The organism is Lacihabitans soyangensis, from assembly GCF_024343775.1.
Taxonomy (GTDB): Bacteria; Bacteroidota; Bacteroidia; order Cytophagales; family Spirosomataceae; genus Leadbetterella; species Leadbetterella soyangensis.
Genome location: NZ_RJUF01000180.1, coordinates 47,757 through 69,805 on the forward strand (window position 1 = coordinate 47,757; position 22,049 = coordinate 69,805).

The following is a 22,049-nucleotide window of genomic DNA, read 5'->3' on the forward strand; positions in this document are numbered from 1 at the left end:
AAGAATTACAGAAAAATATATGTTGGAAGGATCAAATATTTACAAAAAATACGGCTCAATTGAGGTTTTAAAGGATATTTCACTGCAAATACAGCCTTCTGAGATAGTTTCTATCGTAGGGGCATCGGGTGCAGGCAAGAGCACGCTTTTGCATATATTGGGTACGCTTGACAAGGCAGATTCTGGAAAAATATATTTGGATAAAATAGAGTTGAGCCAGTTGGATAACAAGGCTCTGGCCAAAGTAAGAAACGAGAAAATTGGCTTTATTTTCCAGTTTCACAATCTTATGGCAGAGCTTACGGCCAAGGAAAATATCTGTTTGCCGGCTTGGGTGGGCAAAAAAAGCAAAGAGGAAACCGAAAAGCGGGCCGAAGTTTTATTGGATGCTCTAAAAATTTCGCACAGAGCTGATCATTTGCCTTCCGAAATGTCAGGTGGTGAACAGCAGCGTGTAGCGGTGGCGAGGGCATTAATTAACTCGCCAAAATTCGTCTTCGCCGACGAACCAAGCGGGAATTTGGACACCAAAAACGCCGAGGAGTTACATTCGCTATTTTTCGAACTCAGAAACACTTTTGGTTGCTCTTTTGTTATAGTGACACATAACCCATCACTCGCAGAACGCTCTGACAGAACTATAGAATTAAAAGACGGGAGAATTTTGTGAGAAGTAAAAATAAAATCTAATGGTTCCTCTAAATCACAAAAAAGTCCGTATGCAAAATTTGATAACACGGTGATTTCAAGTTTGTGGGGATTTCTTAATCAAATTTTTCATGAGGACTCATTTTTTGTGAATGTTTTTTTGCTTACTTTTTTTCAAAAAAAAGTAAGTCCCCGCCGGATAGGCGACGAAAGAGAATCAAAATTTATATACTTAAGCTTTTTTTGCTAATTTTTTTTAAAAAAACAGTTTATTTTGAAATTCTACCCATTGATGCAATTTTGATTGCCAGAAAACTAATTAACCATTATGATTGGATCAAAAAAACAAATCTTATTTATCGTCCTCTGCGGCATTTTCATCACCAATGCCTTAGTTGCAGAAATCATCGGAGCTAAAATCTTCTCATTAGAAGGAGTTTTTGGCTTACGACCTGCTCAATTAGATCTTTTGGGCTACAAATTAGATTTTAACCTCACGGCCGGTGTACTCAATTGGCCCATCGTATTCATTATTTCGGATATCATCAATGAATATTATGGAGTAAAAGGGGTGAAAATAATCTCTTACCTCACCGCCGCCTTGATAGCCTACGCCTTTATGATACTTTACGGAGCTACAAGTCTCCCACCTGCTCAATTTTGGTTGGACATCAACAGTGTTGACGGACAAGGGAAGTCGTTAAATATCAACAATGCCTTTGGTTTGATACTGCGTCAAGGGATGGGAATTATGCTTGGAAGTATTATTGCCTTTTTATTTGGTCAGATTTTGGATGCTTTGATATTCAGAAAATTACGTCAAATGACCACGAATAAGTTTCTTTGGATTAGAGCTACAGGTTCCACTTTAGTTTCGCAACTAATAGATAGTTTTGTGGTATTATTCATTGCGTTTTTTGTCTTTGGCAAGTGGCCAATGAGTCAAGTATTAGCGGTAGCTTCCGTAAATTACATTTACAAATTTATAATAGCGGTGATGATGACGCCTGTAATTTATCTGATTCATTTTGCTGTAGATAAATATTTGGGTAAACAGGAATCAGACGAGTTGATCGAGAAAGCTACTTATCAGTAATTTCCTGGGCTGTCGGGCATGTAGAACATGCTCCTGAGCTACAAGAACTACAAGCACCAGCCTTTCCTTTGGCTTGTTTCATAAATAAGCTCACGATGTATTTGATAGCGATACCAAATACAACAATGATGAAAATATTTTCGAGTAATTGTTTCATATTGCTGTTGTTTTCTTTAGCACATTTCGGTGACTGAGCGGAGTCGAAGCCACCGAAATAGGAGTCGCAGCTAGTTCATCGCCAATTTGATATGCTCCAAATGATGCTCCGAATGCCATCTATACAAGGCAATTACATTTCTGAGAATATACGTCCTTTGGTATCCATTGTGATAAAATGTCTTTTCAAAGTCTTCTTGTTTTAGATTTCTGAAAATAAAAACAAGTCTCTCGTGTAAACCTTCGATGATATTTAGAGAACTATCTATTGGCAATTTAGAATCTGGTAAATTTGCCCAATCGCCTTCACTATAGCCTTTTATTGTCGGATTTTCTTCCGTTAATGCACATTTTACACGTATGTACATGTTAGAATGCGAATCTGCAATGTGATGAACCACTTGTCTCACTGTCCAACCTTCAGGACGATAAGGAGTATCTAAAATAGCATCCCGTAAACCCGTAACCAATTCTCTCAAGATTTTCGGGAAATCTTCTAAGTAATTTATAGCACCACTTAACGATTCGTAAGGATACTCTTTGATGTTATAGAATTTGCCGATGGGGTATTTTAGATTTTCCATATTTTTGTTGTTTTATTTTTTGTCACAGAGTTTCACAGTATTCTTTTTTATTCACTTTTCGTTTTTGAGTTTCACGGAGTTTTCGCTTTGCTCATTTCCGCATCGTCAACTTGAATTTAAGCTTTTAAAACTTAGCGTTTCTTTATGAAAACTTTGCGTCTCTGCGTCTTAACGGTTATAACTAACCTCCTTTTTGAGTTTCACGGAGTTTTCGCTTTGCTCATTTCCGCATCGTAAACTTGAATTTAAGCTTTTAAAACTTTGCGTATCTTTGCGAAAACTTAGCGTCTTTGCGTTTAAATTAATCAGCCTATATTACCAAAAACGCTTTATTTCTGCCAAAAGTTCGGTTTGAACTGCACTTCCTGCTATGATATCTCCGCCAAAAAGATAATTATCACCTCCCGAGAAATCAGTAACCTTCCCTCCTGCTTCTGTGACCAAAAGCACACCAGCGGCCATGTCCCATGAGTTGAGATTATATTCGAAAAAGCCATCGAACATTCCAGCTGCCACATATGCTAAATCCAGTGCTGCAGAACCAAATCTCCGTAATCCATGTGTTTTTTGCATTAAAGATTCTAAGATTTGGATATATTTTTCCATTTCTTCGAATTTATAATAGGGAAAACCTGTGGCAAATAAACTTTGACCAAATGATTGATTATCAGAAACTTTTATTGCAGAATCGTTCCTAAAAGCACCGCCACCTTTCGTGGCCCAAAACATATCATAGGTACAAATGTTATAGACCACACCGATTAGAACATCCTTTCCTTCAGCCAAAGCTAAACTTACTGAATAATGAGGTAATCCATGCACGAAATTAGCTGTTCCATCCAATGGGTCTATGATCCAATTTAATCCGTTTTGATCTCCTGTGGCCACCGTTCCTTCTTCTGTAATAAAACTAATTTCGGGATTTATGGCTCTCAGTCTGGTAACAATCAGATTTTCAGCCTCTTTGTCCACATAAGACACCACGTTATTTATGTCTTTGTATTCTATGGCATTGGTTTTGAACTTTAGAGCTTCATTTGCTATGAATTCTCCAGCCTCTTTGGCTATTTCTTTGACTTGTTCAACTATTATATTTAAATCCATTGTAATTTTTTAAAATGAATGCCACTCTGATTAATGCTGCGAGAATAATTGGTATTACGGCTAATGGAATTCCTTGTGGTTTAATACCCCAAGCATGCAATAATCCCAAATTTATCAAGGCATACATCCAAAGTAATGGTTTTGTTACAGAAGGTTTTTTTACAAAAAATATCATGGGGAACATAATTGGAAAAGCCCATATTACATTCATATTTTTTTCAGTAACGCCATGATCGGTCAGGAACCAAAGTCCTAGAAAAAACCACCCGGCAATGCCCAATAAAGAAAAGAATATTTTATCAAAAAGTAATTTTTTATGCCCTGATTTCATTTGCCAAAAAGTATAGATAGCCACCAGTCCAAAAAGCAATGAGAAAACAACAAAAGGCGAGAATACAGAAGAAGAAACACTTGGAGGATCCACCGAAGTGTGCTGAATTCTACCTAAAACAAAAGGCTGTTTTACGCCTCCATGAACAATCGATGCAGAATCAAAACCAACAGAAAGATTTTCTGGTAGAAACATAGCACCTGATTCCTTCGTTTTTTCGTCGGATGGTAAGCCTATAGCGAGACTCATACCAAAATTCATCCAAGGCTTCTTTTTGCTTGCATATTTGTCGATCCACTGCCTGTAGGTCGAGTCAGCATGCAATGTCGGCGAGAACTGCAATGAGTCTTTACAGACTTGTTGGAGAATATCACGGATTCTACTTGCACAGTTGTAATAGAAAAAACGGTATTTATATTCTCTGTTTTCAGGCAAATAGTTGTTTGTCAAGAACTGATGAAGGTCTTGCTTTTGCTGTTCCGAGAGATTCAGTATTTGTTCAGAAGCCGAACGGTTTTCTTTATATTTGTAATGGTCAATGAATGGCTGGAAATCGTATTTGGCCATTTGGTAAGGCAAAGTTCCTCTTAAAAACTTTACAATAAAACCGGGCTGGTCAAAGCTAAAAGTTCCGTAATCGTAACACTCATTAATTCCATTTATTGGGTCATTGAGGTGCAAAACCGTATGACCCCAAATCTGATAAATAGCGTCTTCAGAAGAACCCGTGGAAACTGTTACTAAGCCGAATTTTGCTTCTTTAGAAAGCTGCTGAGCCTGACTTCCAAACGCAGCTACCAACCAAATGAATAAAAGTAGTTTTTTCATAAAACAAAAATAGCACGAGAAACTTTCCTCGTGCTATTGAATTAAATTATTTGAAATTTATTGCTCAATCGTTTCCTCTTTAGGCTTTTTGCTAAATGATAGAGACTCTGAATTTTCTTCATGATTTACAAGAATTACGTCTCCTTCGCTCATACTACCTTTCAGAATTTCCTCAGCCAATGGGTCTTCAACATATTTCTGAATAGCTCTATTCAGCGGTCTTGCCCCATATTGTTGGTCATAACCTTTCTCAGCTAAGAAATCTTTGGCTTTTTCGGTCAATTCCATCGAATAACCAATGCTGGTAATTCTTGAGAACAGCTTCTTAAGCGAAATATCGATAATTTTGTGAATGTCTTCTCTTGCTAGAGAGTTGAAAACGATAACGTCGTCCAATCTGTTCAAAAACTCTGGAGAGAAAGTTTTCTTCAAAGCATTTTGTATGGTAGATTTTACCATATCATCTTGATTTTCAACTCTTGACTTAGTCGCAAAACCAATTCCAGACCCAAAATCTTTCAAATCTCTAACGCCAATGTTTGAGGTCATAATGATGATTGTATTTCTAAAATCAACTCTTCTTCCCAAACTATCTGTTAAAATACCATCATCCAATACTTGCAACAATATATTGAAAATATCAGGGTGTGCTTTTTCAATTTCATCCAAAAGAACAACAGAATATGGCTTTCTACGAACTTTCTCCGTCAATTGACCGCCTTCTTCATAACCTACATATCCTGGAGGAGCTCCTACTAAACGCGATATACTGAATTTCTCCATGTATTCACTCATATCAATGCGTATCAATGCGTCCTCTTTGTCAAAAAGATATTCGGTTAGTGTTTTGGCCAATTCTGTTTTACCTACACCCGTTGGTCCCAAGAAAATGAAGGTTCCAATCGGCTTTTTCGGATCTTTCAATCCTACTCTGGTTCTTTGTATCGCTTTTACAAGTTTCTCAACAGCAGCATCTTGACCAACAATTCTTCCACGAAGCGAATCACCCATTTTCAGGATTTTATCTCCTTCGTTCATATTGACTTTTTTCACAGGAATACCCGTCATCATGGCAATTACCTCGCCTACGTGGTCCTCGGTTACAATATGACGCAAAGTCTTCGATTCTTCTTCCCAAGCTTGCTTCGCGTTTTCAAGTTGTTCCAAAAGCTTCTTCTCACGATCTCTCAATTGAGCAGCTTCTTCGTACCGTTGACTTTTAACAACTCTATTCTTTTCAAGTTTAATCTCCTCAACTGCCTCTTCTAAGTCTACCACTTCTTGTGGTACGTTGATGTTTTTGATGTGAACTCTCGCTCCTACTTCATCTATAACATCAATGGCCTTGTCAGGTAAAAATCTATCGGTAATGTATCTTTCTGAGTATTTTACTGCCGAAACAATGGCTTCATCAGAATAAGTTACATTGTGGTGATCTTCGTATTTGCCCTTGATATTGTTCAGAATCTCAATGGTTTCGTCTATCGAAGTAGCATCCACCATTACCATTTGGAATCTTCTGGCCAAAGCACCGTCTTTTTCTATGTATTGACGATATTCGTCTAAAGTTGTTGCACCAACGCATTGAATATCCCCTCTGGCCAAAGCTGGTTTGAACATATTGGAGGCGTCCAAAGAGCCGCTTGCTCCACCTGCACCTACAATAGTGTGAATTTCGTCAATGAAAAGAACGATTTGAGGATTTTTCTCAATTTCAAGCATAACTGCTTTCATTCTTTCCTCGAACTGACCTCTATATTTTGTTCCAGCCACCAAAGAAGCCAAGTCTAGTGTCACTACTCTTTTACCAAAAAGCACACGTGAAACTTTCTTTTGGACAATTCTAAGTGCTAAACCTTCGGCAATGGCTGTTTTACCCACTCCGGGCTCTCCAATTAATATAGGGTTATTTTTCTTTCTTCTGGAAAGAATCTGAGCAACTCTTTCTATTTCTTTTTCGCGACCTACGATAGGATCAAGCTTGCCTATTTCAGCCATTTTAGTCAAATCTCTGCCGAAATTATCCAAAATCGGTGTTCTTGACTTTTCTCCTGTTTTTGAGTCTGCTTTTTGGCTTCCATAAGATCCACCGCCACCACCAAACGACTTATCATCGTCATCGGTATCTGGTCTTTCCATGGTTGGTTCTTGGCCAGTAAGTTGGTATTCCAACATTTCCTTGATCAATTTGTAATTGATTCTGTAGCGATTCAAAATTTGGCAACCCAAATTATCATCGTCTCGTAAGACTGCTAGCAATAAATGCTCAGTTCCGATAACATCAGATTTGAATATTTTTGCTTCTAAGTGGGTGATTTTTAAGACTTTTTCCGACTGTCTGGTCAGGGGAATGTTAGAAAGGTTTTTGATGGTATTGGTAGCTGTTCCTCTTGTTGAATTTTCAATTGAGGTTCTCAATTCTTCAGGATTTAAACCCGCCTTTTGAATCAACTCCAAACCCAATCCTTCACCTTCACGAATCATTCCTAAGATTAGATGTTCAGTCCCGATGTAGTCGTGCCCCAATCTCAATGCCTCTTCACGGGCAAGAGATATAACTTCTTTTACTCTTTGTGAAAACTTGGGTTCCATTTAATCTCCTTTTTTATCGAATTAACATTATTTTTTAAAACATTGTTCAAATGACCGAATTCTTTGAACTTTTAAGTATCTGCACGCTCTCAGGTCCTTTCGAAAAAAGAAGGTCAATGACGCTGAGGTTAGGCTCAAACTTATTGCCAAAGTTTTGAAAATATTCCACTGGTTTATAAAAATCTGGTAAATCGAGCCTATTCTTTGCATTAAAGCTAATAAAATCGTTTTTATTCTCAAAATACGAAAATTCAGCTTGACAAATTGTCTTGTTTATTTTTAATATTTCAAGACATATTGTCAGAGATTTGTGATTAAAGTCCACTAAGTAATCGTAGGGCCTATCAAATAAGGGCCGAAAGAGATACTCATAATAATCGTAGTAGGGACTTTTTTTGTAGGAATTCTCGATGGTTTTAAAAATTGTCTTCCGCCAATCCGTTCTGTTATCAATCTTTATTTCTTTAATAATTTCGTTATTTGGAGCCTTTTGGATAGGAACTGTTAGGGTTTCTACTTGATGTGGCCCGAGGATATTGGCTCTTGTTCGATAAGATTGTTTCCGGTACTGCTCGCCAATGTTTATTTTTATTTCAGATTCTTCTAAAATTGCGGTCATATAAGCCAAACATGGCAAAAAATTTGATGAGAATATCATCGTAAGATAATTTTTATGATTTTTAGAAGTTTAAAGAACAAAGATAATAAGGCAATTTTGATGGTAAGAGGTTTTGTATTTATAGTTTTTGGTTTAATTTCTTTGTTTGTAAGTAATGATACTTTTGCGTTTGAAAATATCAAGCTCAAGGTAGTGGTTATTAATAGTTTCGATGGCAATCAACTGCAGTCCAATTTTGATATCAAAGTTACACTCGACCCTAGCGGTCAGGTGGTAAAGTTGACTTCGAACAAGAAGGAATCGTACTATGAAGTTTCACGAGGACAAGTCATAAAGGTTTCTGTGACAGCTGTTGGATTTTATACCGAACAAAAAGTGGTCGAAACCGAGAATCTCAACGATGGAGATGTTATAGAGGTTCAAATGAACCCAAAACCATCAGGTAAATTGGTTTTGACAACCGTGGATTCTGAAACCAAAGATCCTGTAGTGGCAGATGTAGAAATAGTTTATTTTTCACGAATTAATAAGGAGAAAATAAACGAACAAAATACACAGGTTAGTTATTTCTACGAAATGAAAGGTAAATATAAAATTACCACAAACGCAGATGGTTATCTAAAGGATTATCGAGAAATAGACCTTGATATTTCGGCCAATCAAAAAACTGAGAATTTGATAATAGAGTTGGTAAAAAACCGGATGAAACAAGAAGTAAGTTTGTTTGACGTGTCTACCAATGGAAAAATATCTTCAGGAACGGCGGTCATAACCCACGATGAAACGGGCCAAAAGATTTTTGAAGGAAAAATAGAAAATGGGATAATTCAGTTCGACGGAAATAGAAATGACAACTATACACTAACCACTAAAGTCAACGGTTTTTCTGATCTTAAGAGTCCGTTTCTGCTTGATGGGAAGCCAAAAAAATACGGACTAACCCCCAATTCGACCCTACAAATTGAGATTTTTGACGAAGAGTCGAACCAGAGACTTGGTGTTGATTTGGAAATCATTAGTCCTTCCGGTAAAAAATTCAAAGCCATAACAACAAACAAAGAAAGCTATAATTTTACGCCAACAGAAACTGGTACTTATACCATTGAATCCAAGGCTACTGGCTACATAAACAGATCTGGAAACTTTAGTATCAAATCTTTGACTGCGGGAAACACTTTTTACACTTTAAGGCTAAAAAAAGGTTCCAACGAGTATGTTATCAATGTTTTTGATTACGAAACCAAAAATCCAATCAACAATGCCTTGGTGAAGGTTTTTAACGAGCAATCAAGAGAAATTCAGGGTAAAGCAAACAAGAACCAGAAAACTGTTAATCTAGACGCAGAAAAGAAACACTTTTATGAAGTATCAGCTGCTGGATACAATGATTATACAGCTAATGTGGGATTTGATAAGTCAATACAGGTCTTTTTGAAGAAAAAATTGGCTGATTCGTTAATCACTGTAGAAATAAAGGTAATAGATGAGCAAACCAGGTTGTCAATAAAGGATGCTAGACTGAGGGTTTTTGAAGATAATGTAAAGGCCTTGGCATTAAGTTTTGATCCATCAATTTCGAGTTTTGTTTCTAACAAGATCAATCCAAAGCTTAGTTACAGTTATGAATTGTCAGCAAAAGGGTATAATAATTTGAGGCAAACATTGGCTCTTAACGATAGGAAAATAGAGTTAGTAATGACTGCTTTTGAGATTAGTAACTTCTATTTTTCGGCATTTGATGCCTTTACCAAAGAAAAAATTGATGCTGAATTTAGTATTAAGGTAGGTCAAGTGCCTATTAAACAGGATATTGAAGATGGCAAAGTAAAAGTAAGTCTCTCTGGCACTAATAACTACAATTTGGATGTACAAAAGGATAACTACAAAGGTGTGTCAAAGCTATTGGATAAAAGAGAAGCCGAAAACGATGAATTCAAAATTGGGTTGTTTAGAGAAAGTTACCCCATCTTGTTTAAACTAAACAATAAAGTCGAGGCCGAAAATATATCTGGTGTGAAGGCAACTATTAGAAACAAAGTAGACAATAAATCGGAGAATTTGATTTATGATGAATCAAAGAATGGATTTAGTGGTAATATAAGTCCTGAAGGTAATTATTTCATTGAAATAAATATGAATGGTTTTGAAAACTTCACGGGTGCTTTTGTCTTGAAACAAGCCAATCCTGAAAAATTGGAATATGGTTTGACCTTAAAACCAATAAAAAAAGTGGCAGAGAAGGTTATTCCAGAAAAGCCAATCGCGAAAGTAGAAGAATCCAAAGTCAAGTCAGAAGTTGCTAAACAAACAGAAGTAAGTCCAATAGAAAGCCCTAAACCTACTTTGGATATTAAAAAGGGTGTGAAATATCCACTTGAGGGTGTGAATTTTGAAAAGAGTAAGACTGTTTTGGTGAAAGGTGCTGAAGTAAAACTTGACGGCGTAGTGGATTACCTTAAACAAAATCCAAAGGCACAAATTGAGGTGGCTGGTCACACCGACAACGAGGGCACAGACCAACGATTGAACCAACGACTTTCGGAGTTTAGGGCTAAAGTGGTAGCCAATTATCTTTTTAACAAAGGTATTTCACCAGATCGAATAACTACCGTAGGTAAAGGTTCTTCTGAGCCTATTGTACCGAACGATACAGACGAGAACAAATCGAAAAATAGACGTATTGAAATATTGATTTTAGAGGATTAAGACTTGGCTGCAGCTCTTCTGAGTCTATCATTTATGGCTACGCCAAGGCCTTTCTCTGGTACCAATTCTATAAAGACTTTTTCAATTTCCATTTTATCAAATTGGCGAAGAGCGTCAAAAAGTCTAAAGGCAGCCTCATTAAGATTGCCCGCCTCAGATAGAAGTATCTGGTTTTCAAATCCTTCAAGTTTTGTATTAAATCTTAAAAAGCCAGTTGACTCCTTATGAATCTTTTGAAGTTCTGAAAAATCATTCAAAATTTCTATTCTTTTGTTCGGGGAATAATGCTTGTCCAACATTCCGGGTGCCTGCGGGTTCGAACTTGAGTGGTCATTTATTAATATTTCACCAGAAAATACTTTCCGAATTTCATCCAAATCAAGTCCACCTTTGCGGTATATAATAAGCCTTTCATTTTCTATGCCCACTATTGTTGACTCCAAACCGACTTTACTCGGCCCGCCGTCTAGAATATAGGGTATCTTCTCCCCTAGTTGTTCATATACATGATGTGCTGTTGTGGGCGACACATAACCAAATGGATTAGCACTTGGAGCCGCTAGGGGAAAGTTCAGGCTATTTAGAAGTTCTAAGGTCAAAGGATGCTTAGGAATTCGAATTGCGACTTTTTCGAGTCCTGAAGTAGTTATTTCGGGAATTATTTCGCTTTTTTTGACCAAAAAAGTTATGGGGCCTGGGCAAAATTTCTCCGCCAAACCTAGTAATTGAACTGGAAAATCAACTGTATATTTTTGAAAATCAGCAATTTCCCCAACATGAATAATCAATGGGTCAAAACTCGGGCGATTCTTGGCTGCATAAATATTACTTACGGCCAAAGGATCTAAAGCATTTGCAGCTAGTCCATAAACTGTTTCGGTAGGAATGCCTACCAGACCACCATTGTCTAGAATATCCTTGGCTTTTAAGTTATCAATGCCGATTTCTGCCCTCATAATTGTTTTTCAAAATATAATATATCCTCTTCAGGATTGATGTTGTAGGGGTTTGTTTGCTCAAAACCAAGTTTCTTATACAAAGCCACTGCGGATTCCAAACGACCTAGGGTGTCTAGTTTCATGGTTTTGAAACTCAAATTCTTTGACTTTTCTAAGAGAGCTTCGGTAAGCATTTTCCCAATTCCATAACCTTGATAGTCAGGAAGTACGAATAAGCGTTTCATTTCACATATTCCGTCCTCCAGTTGTTTTAATGCAACAATTCCTGCAATATTTTCCCTTTCTTTCGCCAAAAGTATAGTACCTGTTGGTACTGAATATTTACCAGGTAAAGTATCCAATTCTTCCTGAAAGCCCTGGAAGCATAAGGAGATTCCTAAATGGGCCTGATATTCAATGAAAAGTTCTTTAACGACCGACATTTCATGAGTTTGAGCTTCATGTATTTCAATTTTACGCTCAAAATAGCCCTCTGAATAGTTTACTTCCTCCAAAGTAAGGCCTTCTGCTTTTGCAGCTATACCAGCTTTGGTCCTGTCTCGTTCCAATATTATTTTTTCAAAATCTTCAACGGTTATTTTGCCATAGCCGACATTCAGCAATGTCCCCACTATTGCCCGCACCATACCTCTGAGAAACCTATTGGCTTTGATATGAAACTCTAAAGTATTTCCATTTTGCACCCAAAAAGCCTCTTCGATCTTACAATCAAAGGTATTTACACTGGTTTTAACTTTGCTAAAGCTCTTGAAATCAATATGTTTTAGCAAAATACCAGATGCCTCGTTAAGTTTTGCGATATCGAGCTTTTTGAAATAAATGGCAGCAATTTCTCTTTTGAATGGGTCTTTGCTGTTGATAATCCGATAAATGTATTTTCTATTGAGGGCATCAAATCTGGTGTGACTGTCTGGAAATACCAAGAAGATTTTGTTGACCGAAATGTCACTTTTTAGAAACTTATTGAGTCTATTTTTAAGGGCGTCTAACTCTACAAGTTTTTTAGAAGTTCTAAAATGAGCAAATTGTTGTCTGGCATTCACTCCAGTATCTGTACGACTACTGCCCATAATAGAAATATTCTCGCCCAAAATGGTACTAAGAGCGTTTTCGAGTTCGCCTTGAATGCTGGGGTTGTTGGGCTGAATCTGCCAACCATGAAAATTGGTACCAAGGTAAGAGACCTCTATAAAGTATTTCATGCCGCAAAATTATGGATTTTTTCAGCAATATAATTGATAAATGATTTTTTAGGCTTTAAAAAAATGCTTTAGTTTGTAGGATTAAAAAAACAATAAAACCCTGATTATATTATGAAATTGACCGTTAGAATTCAGCTTATGTTGATGATGTTCTTGATGTTTTTTACTTGGGGCTCATGGTATGGGCAGATGGGAAAGTATATGTTTACCACTTTGAATGCCAACGGTGACCAAATTGGAAACGCCTACGCTACCTTTTCTATCGCTTCCATAATTGCACCTTTCTTTGTCGGAATGATAGCTGACAGGTATTTTTCAGCACAAAAAGTAATGGGTGTTTTGAATTTATTGGGTGCTGGAATTCTCTATTTTTTGATCCAAAATCAATCGGCCGATGACTTTTTCTGGTATATACTGGCCTATACCTTGACTTTCGCTCCAAACCTTGCATTATCTAGCTCCATTGCCATGAATCAAATGAAAGATCCGGGTAAGGAATTTCCAGTTATCAGGGTTTTGGGTACTATCGCTTGGATTGTTGTGACAAACATTATCGGTTTTTATGAGGTAGGAGATAAAGTGACGATTTTCCAAATAGCCATGTTTACTTCATTGGCATGGGCGGTTTTTGCCTTTACCTTACCAAATACACCTCCAAAAGCAACTGGAAATGCCACAGTAGGTCAAATTTTGGGAACAGATGCTTTTGTGTTGTTTAAAGATCGTTCGTTCTTAATTTTCTTCCTATCGTCGGTTTTGGTTTGTATTCCTTTGGCATTTTATTATGCTCACGGAAATTTATCGCTCACTGAGTCTAACATGAGCAATGTGGAGAATAAAATGTCACTTGGACAAGTATCTGAGGTCGGATTTATGCTTTTGATTCCTTTTGCATTACAAAAATTTGGCATCAAGAAAATGCTGATTGTGGGTTTGATTGCCTGGATTACACGTTTTATCTGTTTCGGATATGGTGATGGAATTTCATCAGAATGGGTGCTTTATATAGCCATTTTGCTTCACGGTGTATGTTATGATTTCTTTTTCGTTACTGGGCAAATTTATACAGATAACAAGGCGGGAGAAAAAATTAAGAACTCAGCACAAGGCCTTATCACATTTGCAACTTATGGTGTTGGTATGGGTATTGGGTCGTATTTGTCAGGAAAAGTACTGACTAAATACACCACAGTATTAAATGGAGTAACAAAACATGACTGGTCGGGCGTTTGGATGGTTCCAGCTTATATAGCCGCAGGTGTTTTGATCCTATTTATTTTGTTTTTCAAAGATAATACAAGAAATTCTGCCAAATAAATTGTATAATTCTAAGTTTGAAATTATTCAATTCGATATTAAATTTGTAAAAATTATAAAAAAATGGACTACAGAATAGAAAAAGATACGATGGGCGAAGTGCAAGTGCCTTCGCATGTTTATTGGGGAGCTCAAACCCAGCGTTCGATTGAGAATTTTCAAATCGCACAAGACATCAATAAAATGCCAAAGGAAATCATCAAGGCATTCGCATATCTTAAGCATGGTGCTGCTTTGGCAAACTTTGAGGCTGGGGTTTTGGATGAAGAAAAAGCAAAGCTCATTGGTGTAGTTTGTGATGAAATACTCGAAGGAAAATTAGACGATCAGTTTCCTTTGGTAGTGTGGCAAACTGGTTCGGGAACACAGTCTAACATGAACTGTAACGAGGTAATAGCTTACCGAGCACATGTCTTAAAAGGTGGTGAATTGAATGATAAAACGAAATTTTTACATCCCAACGACGATGTAAACAAGTCACAGTCTTCAAATGACACCTTCCCTACGGCTATGCACATAGCGGCCTATAAGATGCTCATTGAGAAAACAATACCGGGTATTGAAAAACTTAGGGACACACTTGCGGCCAAGTCGAAAGAGTTTATGAATGTTGTGAAAATTGGACGTACGCACTTCATGGATGCTACTCCACTTACACTTGGTCAGGAGTTCTCGGGTTATGTTTCACAACTGAACCACGGCTTAAAAGCAATCAATAATACATTGGATCATTTGGCAGAGTTAGCTCTTGGAGGTACGGCCGTTGGAACTGGGATTAATACGCCAGATGGATATTCGGAAAATGTTGCTGGTCAAATTGCCAAACTAACAGGTTTACCATTCAGAACCGCTGAAAATAAATTTGAGGCTCTTGCTGCACATGATGCCATTGTTGAGGCTCACGGTGCTTTGAAAACGGTGGCAGTTAGTCTTATGAAAATTGGCAACGATGTAAGAATGTTATCCTCTGGTCCAAGGTCGGGTATTGGTGAAATTTATATCCCTGACAATGAGCCGGGTTCGTCAATTATGCCAGGTAAAGTGAATCCTACACAATGCGAAGCCATGACCATGGCTGCAGCTCAGATTCTTGGCAATGATGTAGCTATTAATATTGGCGGTTCAAACGGTCATTTTGAGCTGAATGTTTTCAAACCGATGATGATTTACAACTTCTTACATTCTGCTAGACTTATAGGCGATGTTTGTGTGTCGTTTAATGATAAATGTGCGGTGGGAATTGAACCGTTACATGAAAATATCAAGAAGCACGTTAACAACTCCTTAATGTTGGTGACTGCGTTAAATACCAAGATTGGCTATTATAAAGCAGCTGAAATAGCTCAAACCGCCCATAAAAATGGAAGTACCTTAAAGGAAACGGCAATCGCTTTGGGATATCTGACTGCAGTTGAGTTTGATGAGTGGGTTAAACCTGAGGAAATGGTAGGAAAAATTTCCTGAAAATTTATTGGAAATATCCATTTGTATATTATTTTTGAGTAAAAAATATCACTAATGAAAAAATTAGTTCTTTTTCTTTTGTTGGGTTCTGCCACTTTTTCACTGTCTAGTTTTGGAATTGTGAGTAATCCGAGAATAGCTGAGCATCAAGCAAAAGCTGGGAAATGTATGGTGATTAACTCAAAATCAGCTGTTAACTCAGATATTTTATTGGTAAATCCTTTGTCAAATAATGCGAATGTTAACCAAGATGCTTCAAAAGAAGAATCGCAGAAAAGTTTTTTAAAGAGCTTTTTTGGATTTATTGTTAGTGCTTTGTCTCAAATCGTTATTACTTTGATTTCAAAATAATCAGTTTTGATAAATTTTTTGTTCAAAAAAACGTTGTCTTCTACAAGGCAACGTTTTTTTATGAAATATATCTTTCTCGTTTTTATTTTATTCTCCTGTGCCAAAAAAGATTCAGAGGTTTCCGATTTGAATTTTGAAAAAAACTCGGCCTTTATTGTTAATGGAGGAGATAACAGCATTTCTATTATCGATACCAAAAGTTTTGCTGAAAAAGGACGTTTTTATTTCAAAAATGTTGGAAATTCTTTTGCACATCATATTTACCTTTCAAAAGACTTCACCAAACTTTCAGTAGCTTTTCCAGAATACGACTTTTCTAATGGACATAATGGCTTACACGGTGCTTCAGTAGAAGGAAATGTCGGAATTTTGAATCTATTGGATAAATCTGTAAAGACTTTTCCAGTGGCTTTCGCCAACCACAATGCTATTTTATCTAATGATCAGTCTGAAATATGGACCAGTTTAGTATCTCATTCGGGAAAGATTCAAGTATTTGATGCCAACAACTTGACCTCTATTAAAGAAATTTCAGTTGGACCAGACCCAACAGAGGTAATTTTTGCAAAAAATGGAGAATTGGCACTTGTTGCTTGTGGAGAAACCTCTTTTTTGACAGTAATTGATACCAAAAAAAAGGAAATTATTAAGGAAATAAAAGTAGATCCATTCCCGACCAATGTGTGGCCTGGGTGGAATCAATCTGTTGTTTTTGTTGAAAATTCAAACGCCAAGAGTCTAAATATCGTTAATCTGGATGACTATAAAGTTATAGATTTTATTGATTTTGATTTTTTACCTGGATTTTCGATATTCAACTCATCGACAAACGAGCTTTGGGTTTGTGCCCCAAAATCTAATAAAGTTTATGTTTATGAAAAAGTACAAACTGAATGGATTAAGAAAAGTGAAATCCTGACGGATGTAGAGCCGCACCAGATTGGTTTTCTGAAAGACGGAAAAACTGCCTTTATCGTTAATCAGAAAGGGAACTCAGTACAAGTTGCTGATGTTTCCTCCAAAAAAATTATAAAAAAAATAAATGTTGGTCTCAAGCCCAATGGAATTGCGATTTGGGAATAATTATACAAAATGAAAGATATTCTTGAATTATTGGAGGCATATAATTGTCCTTTAGACTCGGAAATTTTAATTAAAAATAGGTTTATCGATTTCGTAAAAAAACACAAAAATTGTTTCGAGCGACATTTGGAGATTGGTCATATTACTGCCTCTGCCTTTATTTTTGACCCAAGTAATAGAAAAACACTCTTACTGCATCATAAAAAACTCAATAAATGGTTACAACCTGGTGGTCACTGTGATGGCGAAAAGGACACGCTTTCAGTCGCTATTAAAGAGGTTTTTGAAGAAACTGGGCTTGTTGTAGAGAATCTTAGTCAAGATGTGTTTGATTTGGATATTCATACAATTCCCGAAAATAAGGGAGTTCCAGAACACGAACATTTTGATGTAAGATATTTACTTATCGCAGATTCCACCATTCCTTTGGTACAAAACCACGAGACCAATCAATTGAAATGGGTTAAATTGTCAGAAATGGAAAAATACACTACAGAGGAGTCGTTGGTGAGAATGAAAAATAAGCTTAATTTAAAATATTAAAAATCAAATCTTTGTAAATATCTCCTTCTGATATTGAGCCAGACTCTACGCCTTTTGATTTCTGATCAGCTATTCTCAACGCATGTATGACTTTCATCAATTGACCTATTGGATATAATGAGGCCGCTTTTTTATAATCTTTTAGGAAATAGGCATTTACACCCATATTTCTGGCTAAATCTGCGTCAGATTGATTTTTAAGTCCATGTAGCAAAAGAACCTTGGAGAAAAAATTATAAAGAATAATGATATTAGGCGTAATTGGGTGGTCTTTGGTGTTATCTCCAAAGTATTTTACTATCTGAAAACTCTTTTTTACGTTTTTCTCGGTTAGAGCTTTTTGTAACTCAAAAACATTATAATCTTTCGAAATTCCAACATATTTTTCAATAGTTGTTGCGTCAATTGCCTCATCTGGCTTTAGATTTACCTTTAGTTTATCTATCTCGTTGTGTATAGCTTGCAAGTTGTTGCCGATGTGTTCAGAGAGTAATTGAACCGCTTTTGGACTTATTTTCAGATTTAGTGAAGCACAATGCGAAATTATAAAATCAGGGATTTCATAATCATACATTTTTTTGAAGTTCAGATTTTGGCCATGTTTTGCAAAGGCTTTTACCCATGACTTACGTTCATCCTGTGCTTTTCCAAAACTCAAAACCAAGATGGTAGAACTCAAAGGATTATTTACATAGTTTTCAATCAGTGTTTGATTGTCTTTATTGCTCAAATCCGAAATCATGTGGGCTTCTTTGATCAATACCAGCTGTCTTTCGGCCATCATCGGAAACTTTCTTGCATAGTTTAATATATCACCCGTTGTAATATCCTTGCCGTAAAGTACATATTCGTTGAAACCTTTTTCGAAGTCTGGAATTGCTATTTCTAAAATTTTCTGGACGAACTGATCTACATAAAAAGGCTCAGTACCATGTAATAAATACACAGGTTTGAGCGACTTTCCGTCCAATTTGTCTATTATTTGCTGATAATTATTTGCCATCTGCCAAGTGTTCTTTCAAAAATTTATCACAGTGTTTTTTAAGATCCTCGAAGAAATCAAGGAATTTCTCATTGAGGAAATAGTAGTTTTCTTCAAATTCTTTAAGAGATAGTCGTAGGTCAACTTCTGGTTTGTTTATGCGTTTGTTGAGATTCAAAAATGCTTTTTCAAGTCCCCAATTTTCCTTGTAATTTTTAAGCCAGTCATGTTCTATCATAGAGTTAATCATTCCTTGGAGCTGTTCCGGCTGAATATCTAAATACTTTTTGAGAGATTTATAAACCCTCGGTCTGAAACTATCAAAAGGCTCTTCAGTGAAAATCTCCCAATTTTTTACCAAATAATGATCAAACAAAACATCAATTACAATAGGTGAATATTTACCAAAGTTGGGATAGAAAAGTTCTTTGCATTCTTTTACAACCGGATGCGAATCGGTCATAGTGTCTATTTGGCGATGCATCATTAGACCAAGTTTGACATCGTGGGGTAATTTACCGTTAGTTTCGTTCTCTATTGGTCCAGTAACAAAATCTTCTAATAGATTACCAAGAATGATTCCTTCATTTCGACCAGCTAAAAAAAGGTGTGCCAAGTAATTCATGTCCTTTCGTATTTAACTACCTCAACTCCAAACTTTCGAAGAAAATCAACTCCTTCGTCGCTTGGAATACCTTTGTATTGAGCATAAGAATTCAAATAAAACACTTTCTTTATTTTCATTGAATAAATGACTCTTGCACAAGCTATACAAGGTGACAAGGTTACATAAAGTGTTGATCCCTCGACTTTTGCACCATTTTTTGATGCGTAAAGTATAGCGTTTTGCTCAGCATGTAATGCTAGAGAACAGCTGCCTTTGGAGTCTCTTGGGCACCCTACTTCTCCAAAATCCTCGTCGCAGTTATGTGTACCTGATGGCGGCCCATTGTAACCAATAGAGGTTATTCTGGTATCATTTACCAAAACTGCACCTACCTGAGCCTTAATGCAATGGGACCTTTTGGCTAAGTTTATCGCCAAATCCATAAAAATGTCATCAAACTTAGGCTTTTCGGATTTTTTAAATTCCATAAATAAGAATTGGAAGACTAAAAATTTGTTATTGTTTCAAAATTAAACAAAAACAAACCTGAAAGGAAATGTATTTTCTCCTGCAGATAATTTTTATTGAGAAATTAGTCGTTTGTAGACAATTTCGTCACCAGACTTGACTCGTAAGTTGTAGATTCCTTTCCCCAAATCGGCCTTGGAGATTTGTATTAGTCTGCTTGGAGAGTCCTCAAATGCGGACTGGACAATTAATTTTCCAGAAGTATCAAATATTTCATAATTAAAATTTGCGAAGTCATTTAGTAGTATTTGAAACTGTAAATAATCGGTAGAAGATGGATTTTCTAGCACTTTCACGATCAATTTCTCTGCTTGAGGTAAGTTGAATTCTGAGTTAGTAACTAATCGTTTACGTCTTTTACTCACCTCCAAAACTGCACGAACACGCGTTTTTTGATCTACCGTGAAAATATTCATGCAACTATCGGCTGTGTAGTCCATGTAGTTTTCTATCATGTTCAAAGTACGAGTTCCTCGGCAGTTTGAATATTTTGGTGTGCATCTTATAGTGAGGTTGCCGCTCTCTGTTGGTGGAGTGTCGTTACAGAAATCGTCGCCACAGTATTCATCACCCCAAATATGGATTAATCCAAGCCAGTGGCCTATTTCATGGGTAAGCGTACGACCATAGGTGTATACACCGCTGATGGATGTTCCTGTCCGTCTTCCAAAAGCCCTATGGTCAATCATTACACCGTCTATTTTTTCATCTATTTCTTCAATCTCCAATCCATCATATTCTCCTGTTGGAAACTCCGCATAACCCAAAAAATCGTCATTGAGGGTAGTAACCCAAATATTCAAATACCGATTGGAATCCCAATATAACAAACTCGAGAGCAAAGTTTTTTCGTCGAAAACGTCAAAATTTGACTTTGGAGAATAAACTCTATTGATTCCTAAACTAGGCTTGCCATCTGGGTCTTTGTCGGCAAGGTAGAACTCTATATTCATGTCCGTTCCAACTGGTGAATTATTGAAACCCGGAGTAGAAATTTTCTTTCTGTAGTCTTCGTTTAATACTTTAATTTGAGAAAAGACCTGCTCATCTGAAATATTCCCATTGTTTTCACCTCCGATTTTACCAGCCGAATTATTGTGTATGATATGAACTACAACAGGGATTCTGATAAGTTTATCGGCAAAAGCACTTTTCTTGTCGTATTTTCTATAAAAATCTTGAAGTTTAAGATTCAAAGCTTCGTGTCTTCGTCTTAATTTTTCATCGGCAATATCACCCACAGCACACTTTTTTTGAGCATGTAGGTTCAAAACTGCCGAAAACAGAATTAAAAGACTAAGAATCCGCTTTTTCATAGGCTTGTAATATTTTTACTACCAATGGATGTCTTACAACGTCTTTTCCGTCTAATTCTATGAATTCTATTCCATTAATTTTTTGAAGCTTCGTCTCGGCGTCTTCCAATCCCGACTTCTGATTTTTTGGCAAATCCACCTGAGTTTTGTCGCCAGTAACAATAATCTTGGAGGCTGGACCCATACGGGTCAAAAACATTTTAAGTTGCATAGGAGTGGTATTTTGAGCTTCATCCAAAAGAATGAAGGCGTTGTCCAGTGTTCGGCCTCTCATGTAGGCCAAAGGAGCTATTTCAATGGTGTTCTTTTCCAAGAATGCTTTCAGTTTTTCTCCCGAAACCATATCTTCCAAAGCATCATAAATGGGTCTCAAGTAGGGATCAATCTTTTCTTTTAGGTCGCCTGGTAAGAAACCAAGATTCTCTCCCGCTTCAACAGCTGGGCGGGTTATAATAATTTTCTTGACTTTTTTGTCCTTTAATGCCCTCACGGCCAATGCTACAGCGGTGTAGGTTTTACCTGTTCCAGCAGGTCCAATCGCAAACACGATATCCGATTTTTCAGAAGCTTCAACCAGTCTTTTTTGGTTTAAAGTTTTGGCTTTAACAATTAAACCTCTGTTGCCATGAACTATGATGTCTTTTTGATTGAGTATCTCGTCAATGTGCTGCGTCTCTCCTTCCAAATAATTCTTTATATTTTCTAACGAAAGATGGCCCGTTTTCTCAAAATGGGCTAAAAGTTTCTCAAACAAACTACTTAGTTGGTTTACGTCTTTTTCTGGACCTTTTAAGAAAATCTCCTCTCCACGGGAGATTATTTTGCTTTGGGGGTATGATTTAGCTATTTCTTTAATGTTTTCATTCTGAAATCCGAAGAATTCATTCAAAGACGATGATTCTAGTTTGAGTGTTTTTTCAGTCAATTGTTAACCTATTTATAATTTTGTTCAAATTTGGAAAAATTATTAACAATTTCAACGTTTTTTCCACAAAAAAATATTGCTTTCGGATTAAATTACTGATAAATAATC

The 22,049-nt window shown here is 36.7% G+C and carries 21 protein-coding genes; 8 read left to right on the forward strand and 13 right to left on the reverse strand.

All coding sequences use genetic code 11. The features are described 5' to 3' along the window. Positions 1–19: 19 nt before the first annotated feature. On the forward strand, positions 20–670 hold the full coding sequence (locus tag EGI31_RS18980) for an ABC transporter ATP-binding protein (protein ID WP_255038731.1): 651 nt from the start codon (positions 20–22) through the stop codon (positions 668–670). Between the two features lie 306 nt (positions 671–976). Beyond that, positions 977–1,744, forward strand: coding sequence for a queuosine precursor transporter (locus tag EGI31_RS18985; RefSeq protein WP_255038732.1), 768 nt, complete (start codon positions 977–979; stop codon positions 1,742–1,744). Here EGI31_RS18985 and EGI31_RS18990 read toward each other — a convergent pair. From EGI31_RS18990 to EGI31_RS19015, 6 genes are all read right to left on the reverse strand, one after another. Then, positions 1,731–1,901 carry a hypothetical protein gene (locus EGI31_RS18990; protein WP_255038733.1) on the reverse strand — a complete coding sequence of 57 codons (171 nt, stop codon included), beginning with the start codon at positions 1,899–1,901 and terminating at the stop codon, positions 1,731–1,733. The two genes, EGI31_RS18985 and EGI31_RS18990, sit on opposite strands and share 14 nt — an antisense overlap. 70 nt (positions 1,902–1,971) lie before the next feature. Next, a complete protein-coding gene (locus tag EGI31_RS18995) occupies positions 1,972–2,484 on the reverse strand; it encodes a YfiT family bacillithiol transferase (protein ID WP_255038734.1) in 513 nt (170 codons plus the stop codon). Between the two features lie 315 nt (positions 2,485–2,799). Beyond that, on the reverse strand, positions 2,800–3,588 hold the full coding sequence (locus EGI31_RS19000; RefSeq protein WP_255038735.1) for an inositol monophosphatase family protein: 789 nt from the start codon (positions 3,586–3,588) through the stop codon (positions 2,800–2,802). Beyond that, positions 3,566–4,747 (reverse strand): lipoprotein N-acyltransferase Lnb domain-containing protein, encoded by a 1,182-nt coding sequence (locus EGI31_RS19005; protein ID WP_255038736.1) that lies wholly within the window; start codon positions 4,745–4,747, stop codon positions 3,566–3,568. Before EGI31_RS19005 ends, EGI31_RS19000 begins: the two co-directional genes overlap by 23 nt. Positions 4,748–4,804: 57 nt before the next feature. After that, entirely contained in the window at positions 4,805–7,339 is a 2,535-nt protein-coding gene (locus tag EGI31_RS19010; RefSeq protein ID WP_255038737.1) for an ATP-dependent Clp protease ATP-binding subunit, read from the reverse strand. A gap of 46 nt (positions 7,340–7,385) precedes the next feature. Further along, positions 7,386–7,997, reverse strand: coding sequence for a WbqC family protein (locus EGI31_RS19015; protein WP_255038738.1), 612 nt, complete (start codon positions 7,995–7,997; stop codon positions 7,386–7,388). 15 nt (positions 7,998–8,012) lie between these two features. Here EGI31_RS19015 and EGI31_RS19020 point away from each other — a divergent pair, with 15 nt between their 5' ends. Further along, positions 8,013–10,664: an OmpA family protein gene (locus EGI31_RS19020; protein ID WP_255038739.1), complete on the forward strand. Its 2,652-nt coding sequence runs from the start codon at positions 8,013–8,015 to the stop codon at positions 10,662–10,664. On the opposite strand, the gene EGI31_RS19025 is transcribed toward EGI31_RS19020, so the two are convergent. Both EGI31_RS19025 and truA read right to left on the reverse strand, forming a co-directional pair. Further along, positions 10,661–11,620 carry an L-threonylcarbamoyladenylate synthase gene (locus EGI31_RS19025; RefSeq protein WP_255038740.1) on the reverse strand — a complete coding sequence of 320 codons (960 nt, stop codon included), beginning with the start codon at positions 11,618–11,620 and terminating at the stop codon, positions 10,661–10,663. The two genes, EGI31_RS19020 and EGI31_RS19025, sit on opposite strands and share 4 nt — an antisense overlap. After that, the gene (gene truA, locus EGI31_RS25355) at positions 11,617–12,825 is read right to left on the reverse strand and encodes a tRNA pseudouridine(38-40) synthase TruA (RefSeq protein WP_310586232.1); all 1,209 of its coding nucleotides are present in this window, start codon (positions 12,823–12,825) and stop codon (positions 11,617–11,619) included. Before truA ends, EGI31_RS19025 begins: the two co-directional genes overlap by 4 nt. A gap of 111 nt (positions 12,826–12,936) precedes the next feature. Between truA and EGI31_RS19040 the strand changes: the two genes are divergently transcribed. From EGI31_RS19040 to EGI31_RS19060, 5 genes are all read left to right on the forward strand, one after another. Next, complete coding sequence (locus EGI31_RS19040; protein ID WP_255038741.1) at positions 12,937–14,142, forward strand: MFS transporter; 1,206 nt, start codon at positions 12,937–12,939, stop codon at positions 14,140–14,142. Between the two features lie 63 nt (positions 14,143–14,205). Then, on the forward strand, positions 14,206–15,606 hold the full coding sequence (fumC, locus tag EGI31_RS19045; protein WP_255038742.1) for a class II fumarate hydratase: 1,401 nt from the start codon (positions 14,206–14,208) through the stop codon (positions 15,604–15,606). Between the two features lie 54 nt (positions 15,607–15,660). After that, positions 15,661–15,957 (forward strand): hypothetical protein, encoded by a 297-nt coding sequence (locus tag EGI31_RS19050; protein ID WP_255038743.1) that lies wholly within the window; start codon positions 15,661–15,663, stop codon positions 15,955–15,957. Positions 15,958–16,017: 60 nt separating this feature from the next. Continuing rightward, positions 16,018–17,040 carry a beta-propeller fold lactonase family protein gene (locus tag EGI31_RS19055; RefSeq protein ID WP_255038744.1) on the forward strand — a complete coding sequence of 341 codons (1,023 nt, stop codon included), beginning with the start codon at positions 16,018–16,020 and terminating at the stop codon, positions 17,038–17,040. Positions 17,041–17,049: 9 nt separating this feature from the next. After that, positions 17,050–17,583, forward strand: a complete 534-nt coding sequence (locus tag EGI31_RS19060) for an NUDIX hydrolase (protein WP_255038746.1) — start codon at positions 17,050–17,052, stop codon at positions 17,581–17,583. Here the strand turns inward: EGI31_RS19060 and holA are convergent. The 5 genes from holA to EGI31_RS19085 all read right to left on the reverse strand — a co-directional run bounded on the left by holA (position 17,567) and on the right by EGI31_RS19085 (position 21,941). Continuing rightward, the gene (holA, locus tag EGI31_RS19065; protein WP_255038747.1) at positions 17,567–18,586 is read right to left on the reverse strand and encodes a DNA polymerase III subunit delta; all 1,020 of its coding nucleotides are present in this window, start codon (positions 18,584–18,586) and stop codon (positions 17,567–17,569) included. The two genes, EGI31_RS19060 and holA, sit on opposite strands and share 17 nt — an antisense overlap. Continuing rightward, positions 18,576–19,190, reverse strand: a complete 615-nt coding sequence (locus tag EGI31_RS19070; RefSeq protein ID WP_255038748.1) for an acyl carrier protein phosphodiesterase — start codon at positions 19,188–19,190, stop codon at positions 18,576–18,578. The genes holA and EGI31_RS19070 overlap by 11 nt, the downstream gene beginning before the upstream one ends. After that, positions 19,187–19,660 carry a deoxycytidylate deaminase gene (locus EGI31_RS19075; RefSeq protein WP_255038749.1) on the reverse strand — a complete coding sequence of 158 codons (474 nt, stop codon included), beginning with the start codon at positions 19,658–19,660 and terminating at the stop codon, positions 19,187–19,189. Before EGI31_RS19075 ends, EGI31_RS19070 begins: the two co-directional genes overlap by 4 nt. Positions 19,661–19,753: 93 nt before the next feature. Further along, positions 19,754–21,016, reverse strand: a complete 1,263-nt coding sequence (locus tag EGI31_RS19080) for a M43 family zinc metalloprotease (protein ID WP_255038750.1) — start codon at positions 21,014–21,016, stop codon at positions 19,754–19,756. Beyond that, positions 20,997–21,941 (reverse strand): PhoH family protein, encoded by a 945-nt coding sequence (locus EGI31_RS19085; protein WP_255038751.1) that lies wholly within the window; start codon positions 21,939–21,941, stop codon positions 20,997–20,999. The genes EGI31_RS19080 and EGI31_RS19085 overlap by 20 nt, the downstream gene beginning before the upstream one ends. Positions 21,942–22,049 lie beyond the last annotated feature (108 nt).

Coding starts and splice junctions, on each gene's coding strand:
- holA (WP_255038747.1), bottom strand. CDS start 18,586: ATGGCAAATAATTATCAGCAAATAATAGACAAATTGGACGGAAAGTCG.
- EGI31_RS18985 (WP_255038732.1), top strand. CDS start 977: ATGATTGGATCAAAAAAACAAATCTTATTTATCGTCCTCTGCGGCATT.
- EGI31_RS19070 (WP_255038748.1), bottom strand. CDS start 19,190: ATGAATTACTTGGCACACCTTTTTTTAGCTGGTCGAAATGAAGGAATC.
- EGI31_RS19080 (WP_255038750.1), bottom strand. CDS start 21,016: ATGAAAAAGCGGATTCTTAGTCTTTTAATTCTGTTTTCGGCAGTTTTG.
- fumC (WP_255038742.1), top strand. CDS start 14,206: ATGGACTACAGAATAGAAAAAGATACGATGGGCGAAGTGCAAGTGCCT.
- EGI31_RS18980 (WP_255038731.1), top strand. CDS start 20: ATGTTGGAAGGATCAAATATTTACAAAAAATACGGCTCAATTGAGGTT.
- EGI31_RS19055 (WP_255038744.1), top strand. CDS start 16,018: ATGAAATATATCTTTCTCGTTTTTATTTTATTCTCCTGTGCCAAAAAA.
- EGI31_RS19050 (WP_255038743.1), top strand. CDS start 15,661: ATGAAAAAATTAGTTCTTTTTCTTTTGTTGGGTTCTGCCACTTTTTCA.
- EGI31_RS19060 (WP_255038746.1), top strand. CDS start 17,050: ATGAAAGATATTCTTGAATTATTGGAGGCATATAATTGTCCTTTAGAC.
- EGI31_RS19040 (WP_255038741.1), top strand. CDS start 12,937: ATGAAATTGACCGTTAGAATTCAGCTTATGTTGATGATGTTCTTGATG.
- EGI31_RS18990 (WP_255038733.1), bottom strand. CDS start 1,901: ATGAAACAATTACTCGAAAATATTTTCATCATTGTTGTATTTGGTATC.
- EGI31_RS19000 (WP_255038735.1), bottom strand. CDS start 3,588: ATGGATTTAAATATAATAGTTGAACAAGTCAAAGAAATAGCCAAAGAG.
- EGI31_RS18995 (WP_255038734.1), bottom strand. CDS start 2,484: ATGGAAAATCTAAAATACCCCATCGGCAAATTCTATAACATCAAAGAG.
- EGI31_RS19075 (WP_255038749.1), bottom strand. CDS start 19,660: ATGGAATTTAAAAAATCCGAAAAGCCTAAGTTTGATGACATTTTTATG.
- EGI31_RS19010 (WP_255038737.1), bottom strand. CDS start 7,339: ATGGAACCCAAGTTTTCACAAAGAGTAAAAGAAGTTATATCTCTTGCC.
- truA (WP_310586232.1), bottom strand. CDS start 12,825: ATGAAATACTTTATAGAGGTCTCTTACCTTGGTACCAATTTTCATGGT.
- EGI31_RS19015 (WP_255038738.1), bottom strand. CDS start 7,997: ATGATATTCTCATCAAATTTTTTGCCATGTTTGGCTTATATGACCGCA.
- EGI31_RS19020 (WP_255038739.1), top strand. CDS start 8,013: ATGATTTTTAGAAGTTTAAAGAACAAAGATAATAAGGCAATTTTGATG.
- EGI31_RS19025 (WP_255038740.1), bottom strand. CDS start 11,620: ATGAGGGCAGAAATCGGCATTGATAACTTAAAAGCCAAGGATATTCTA.
- EGI31_RS19005 (WP_255038736.1), bottom strand. CDS start 4,747: ATGAAAAAACTACTTTTATTCATTTGGTTGGTAGCTGCGTTTGGAAGT.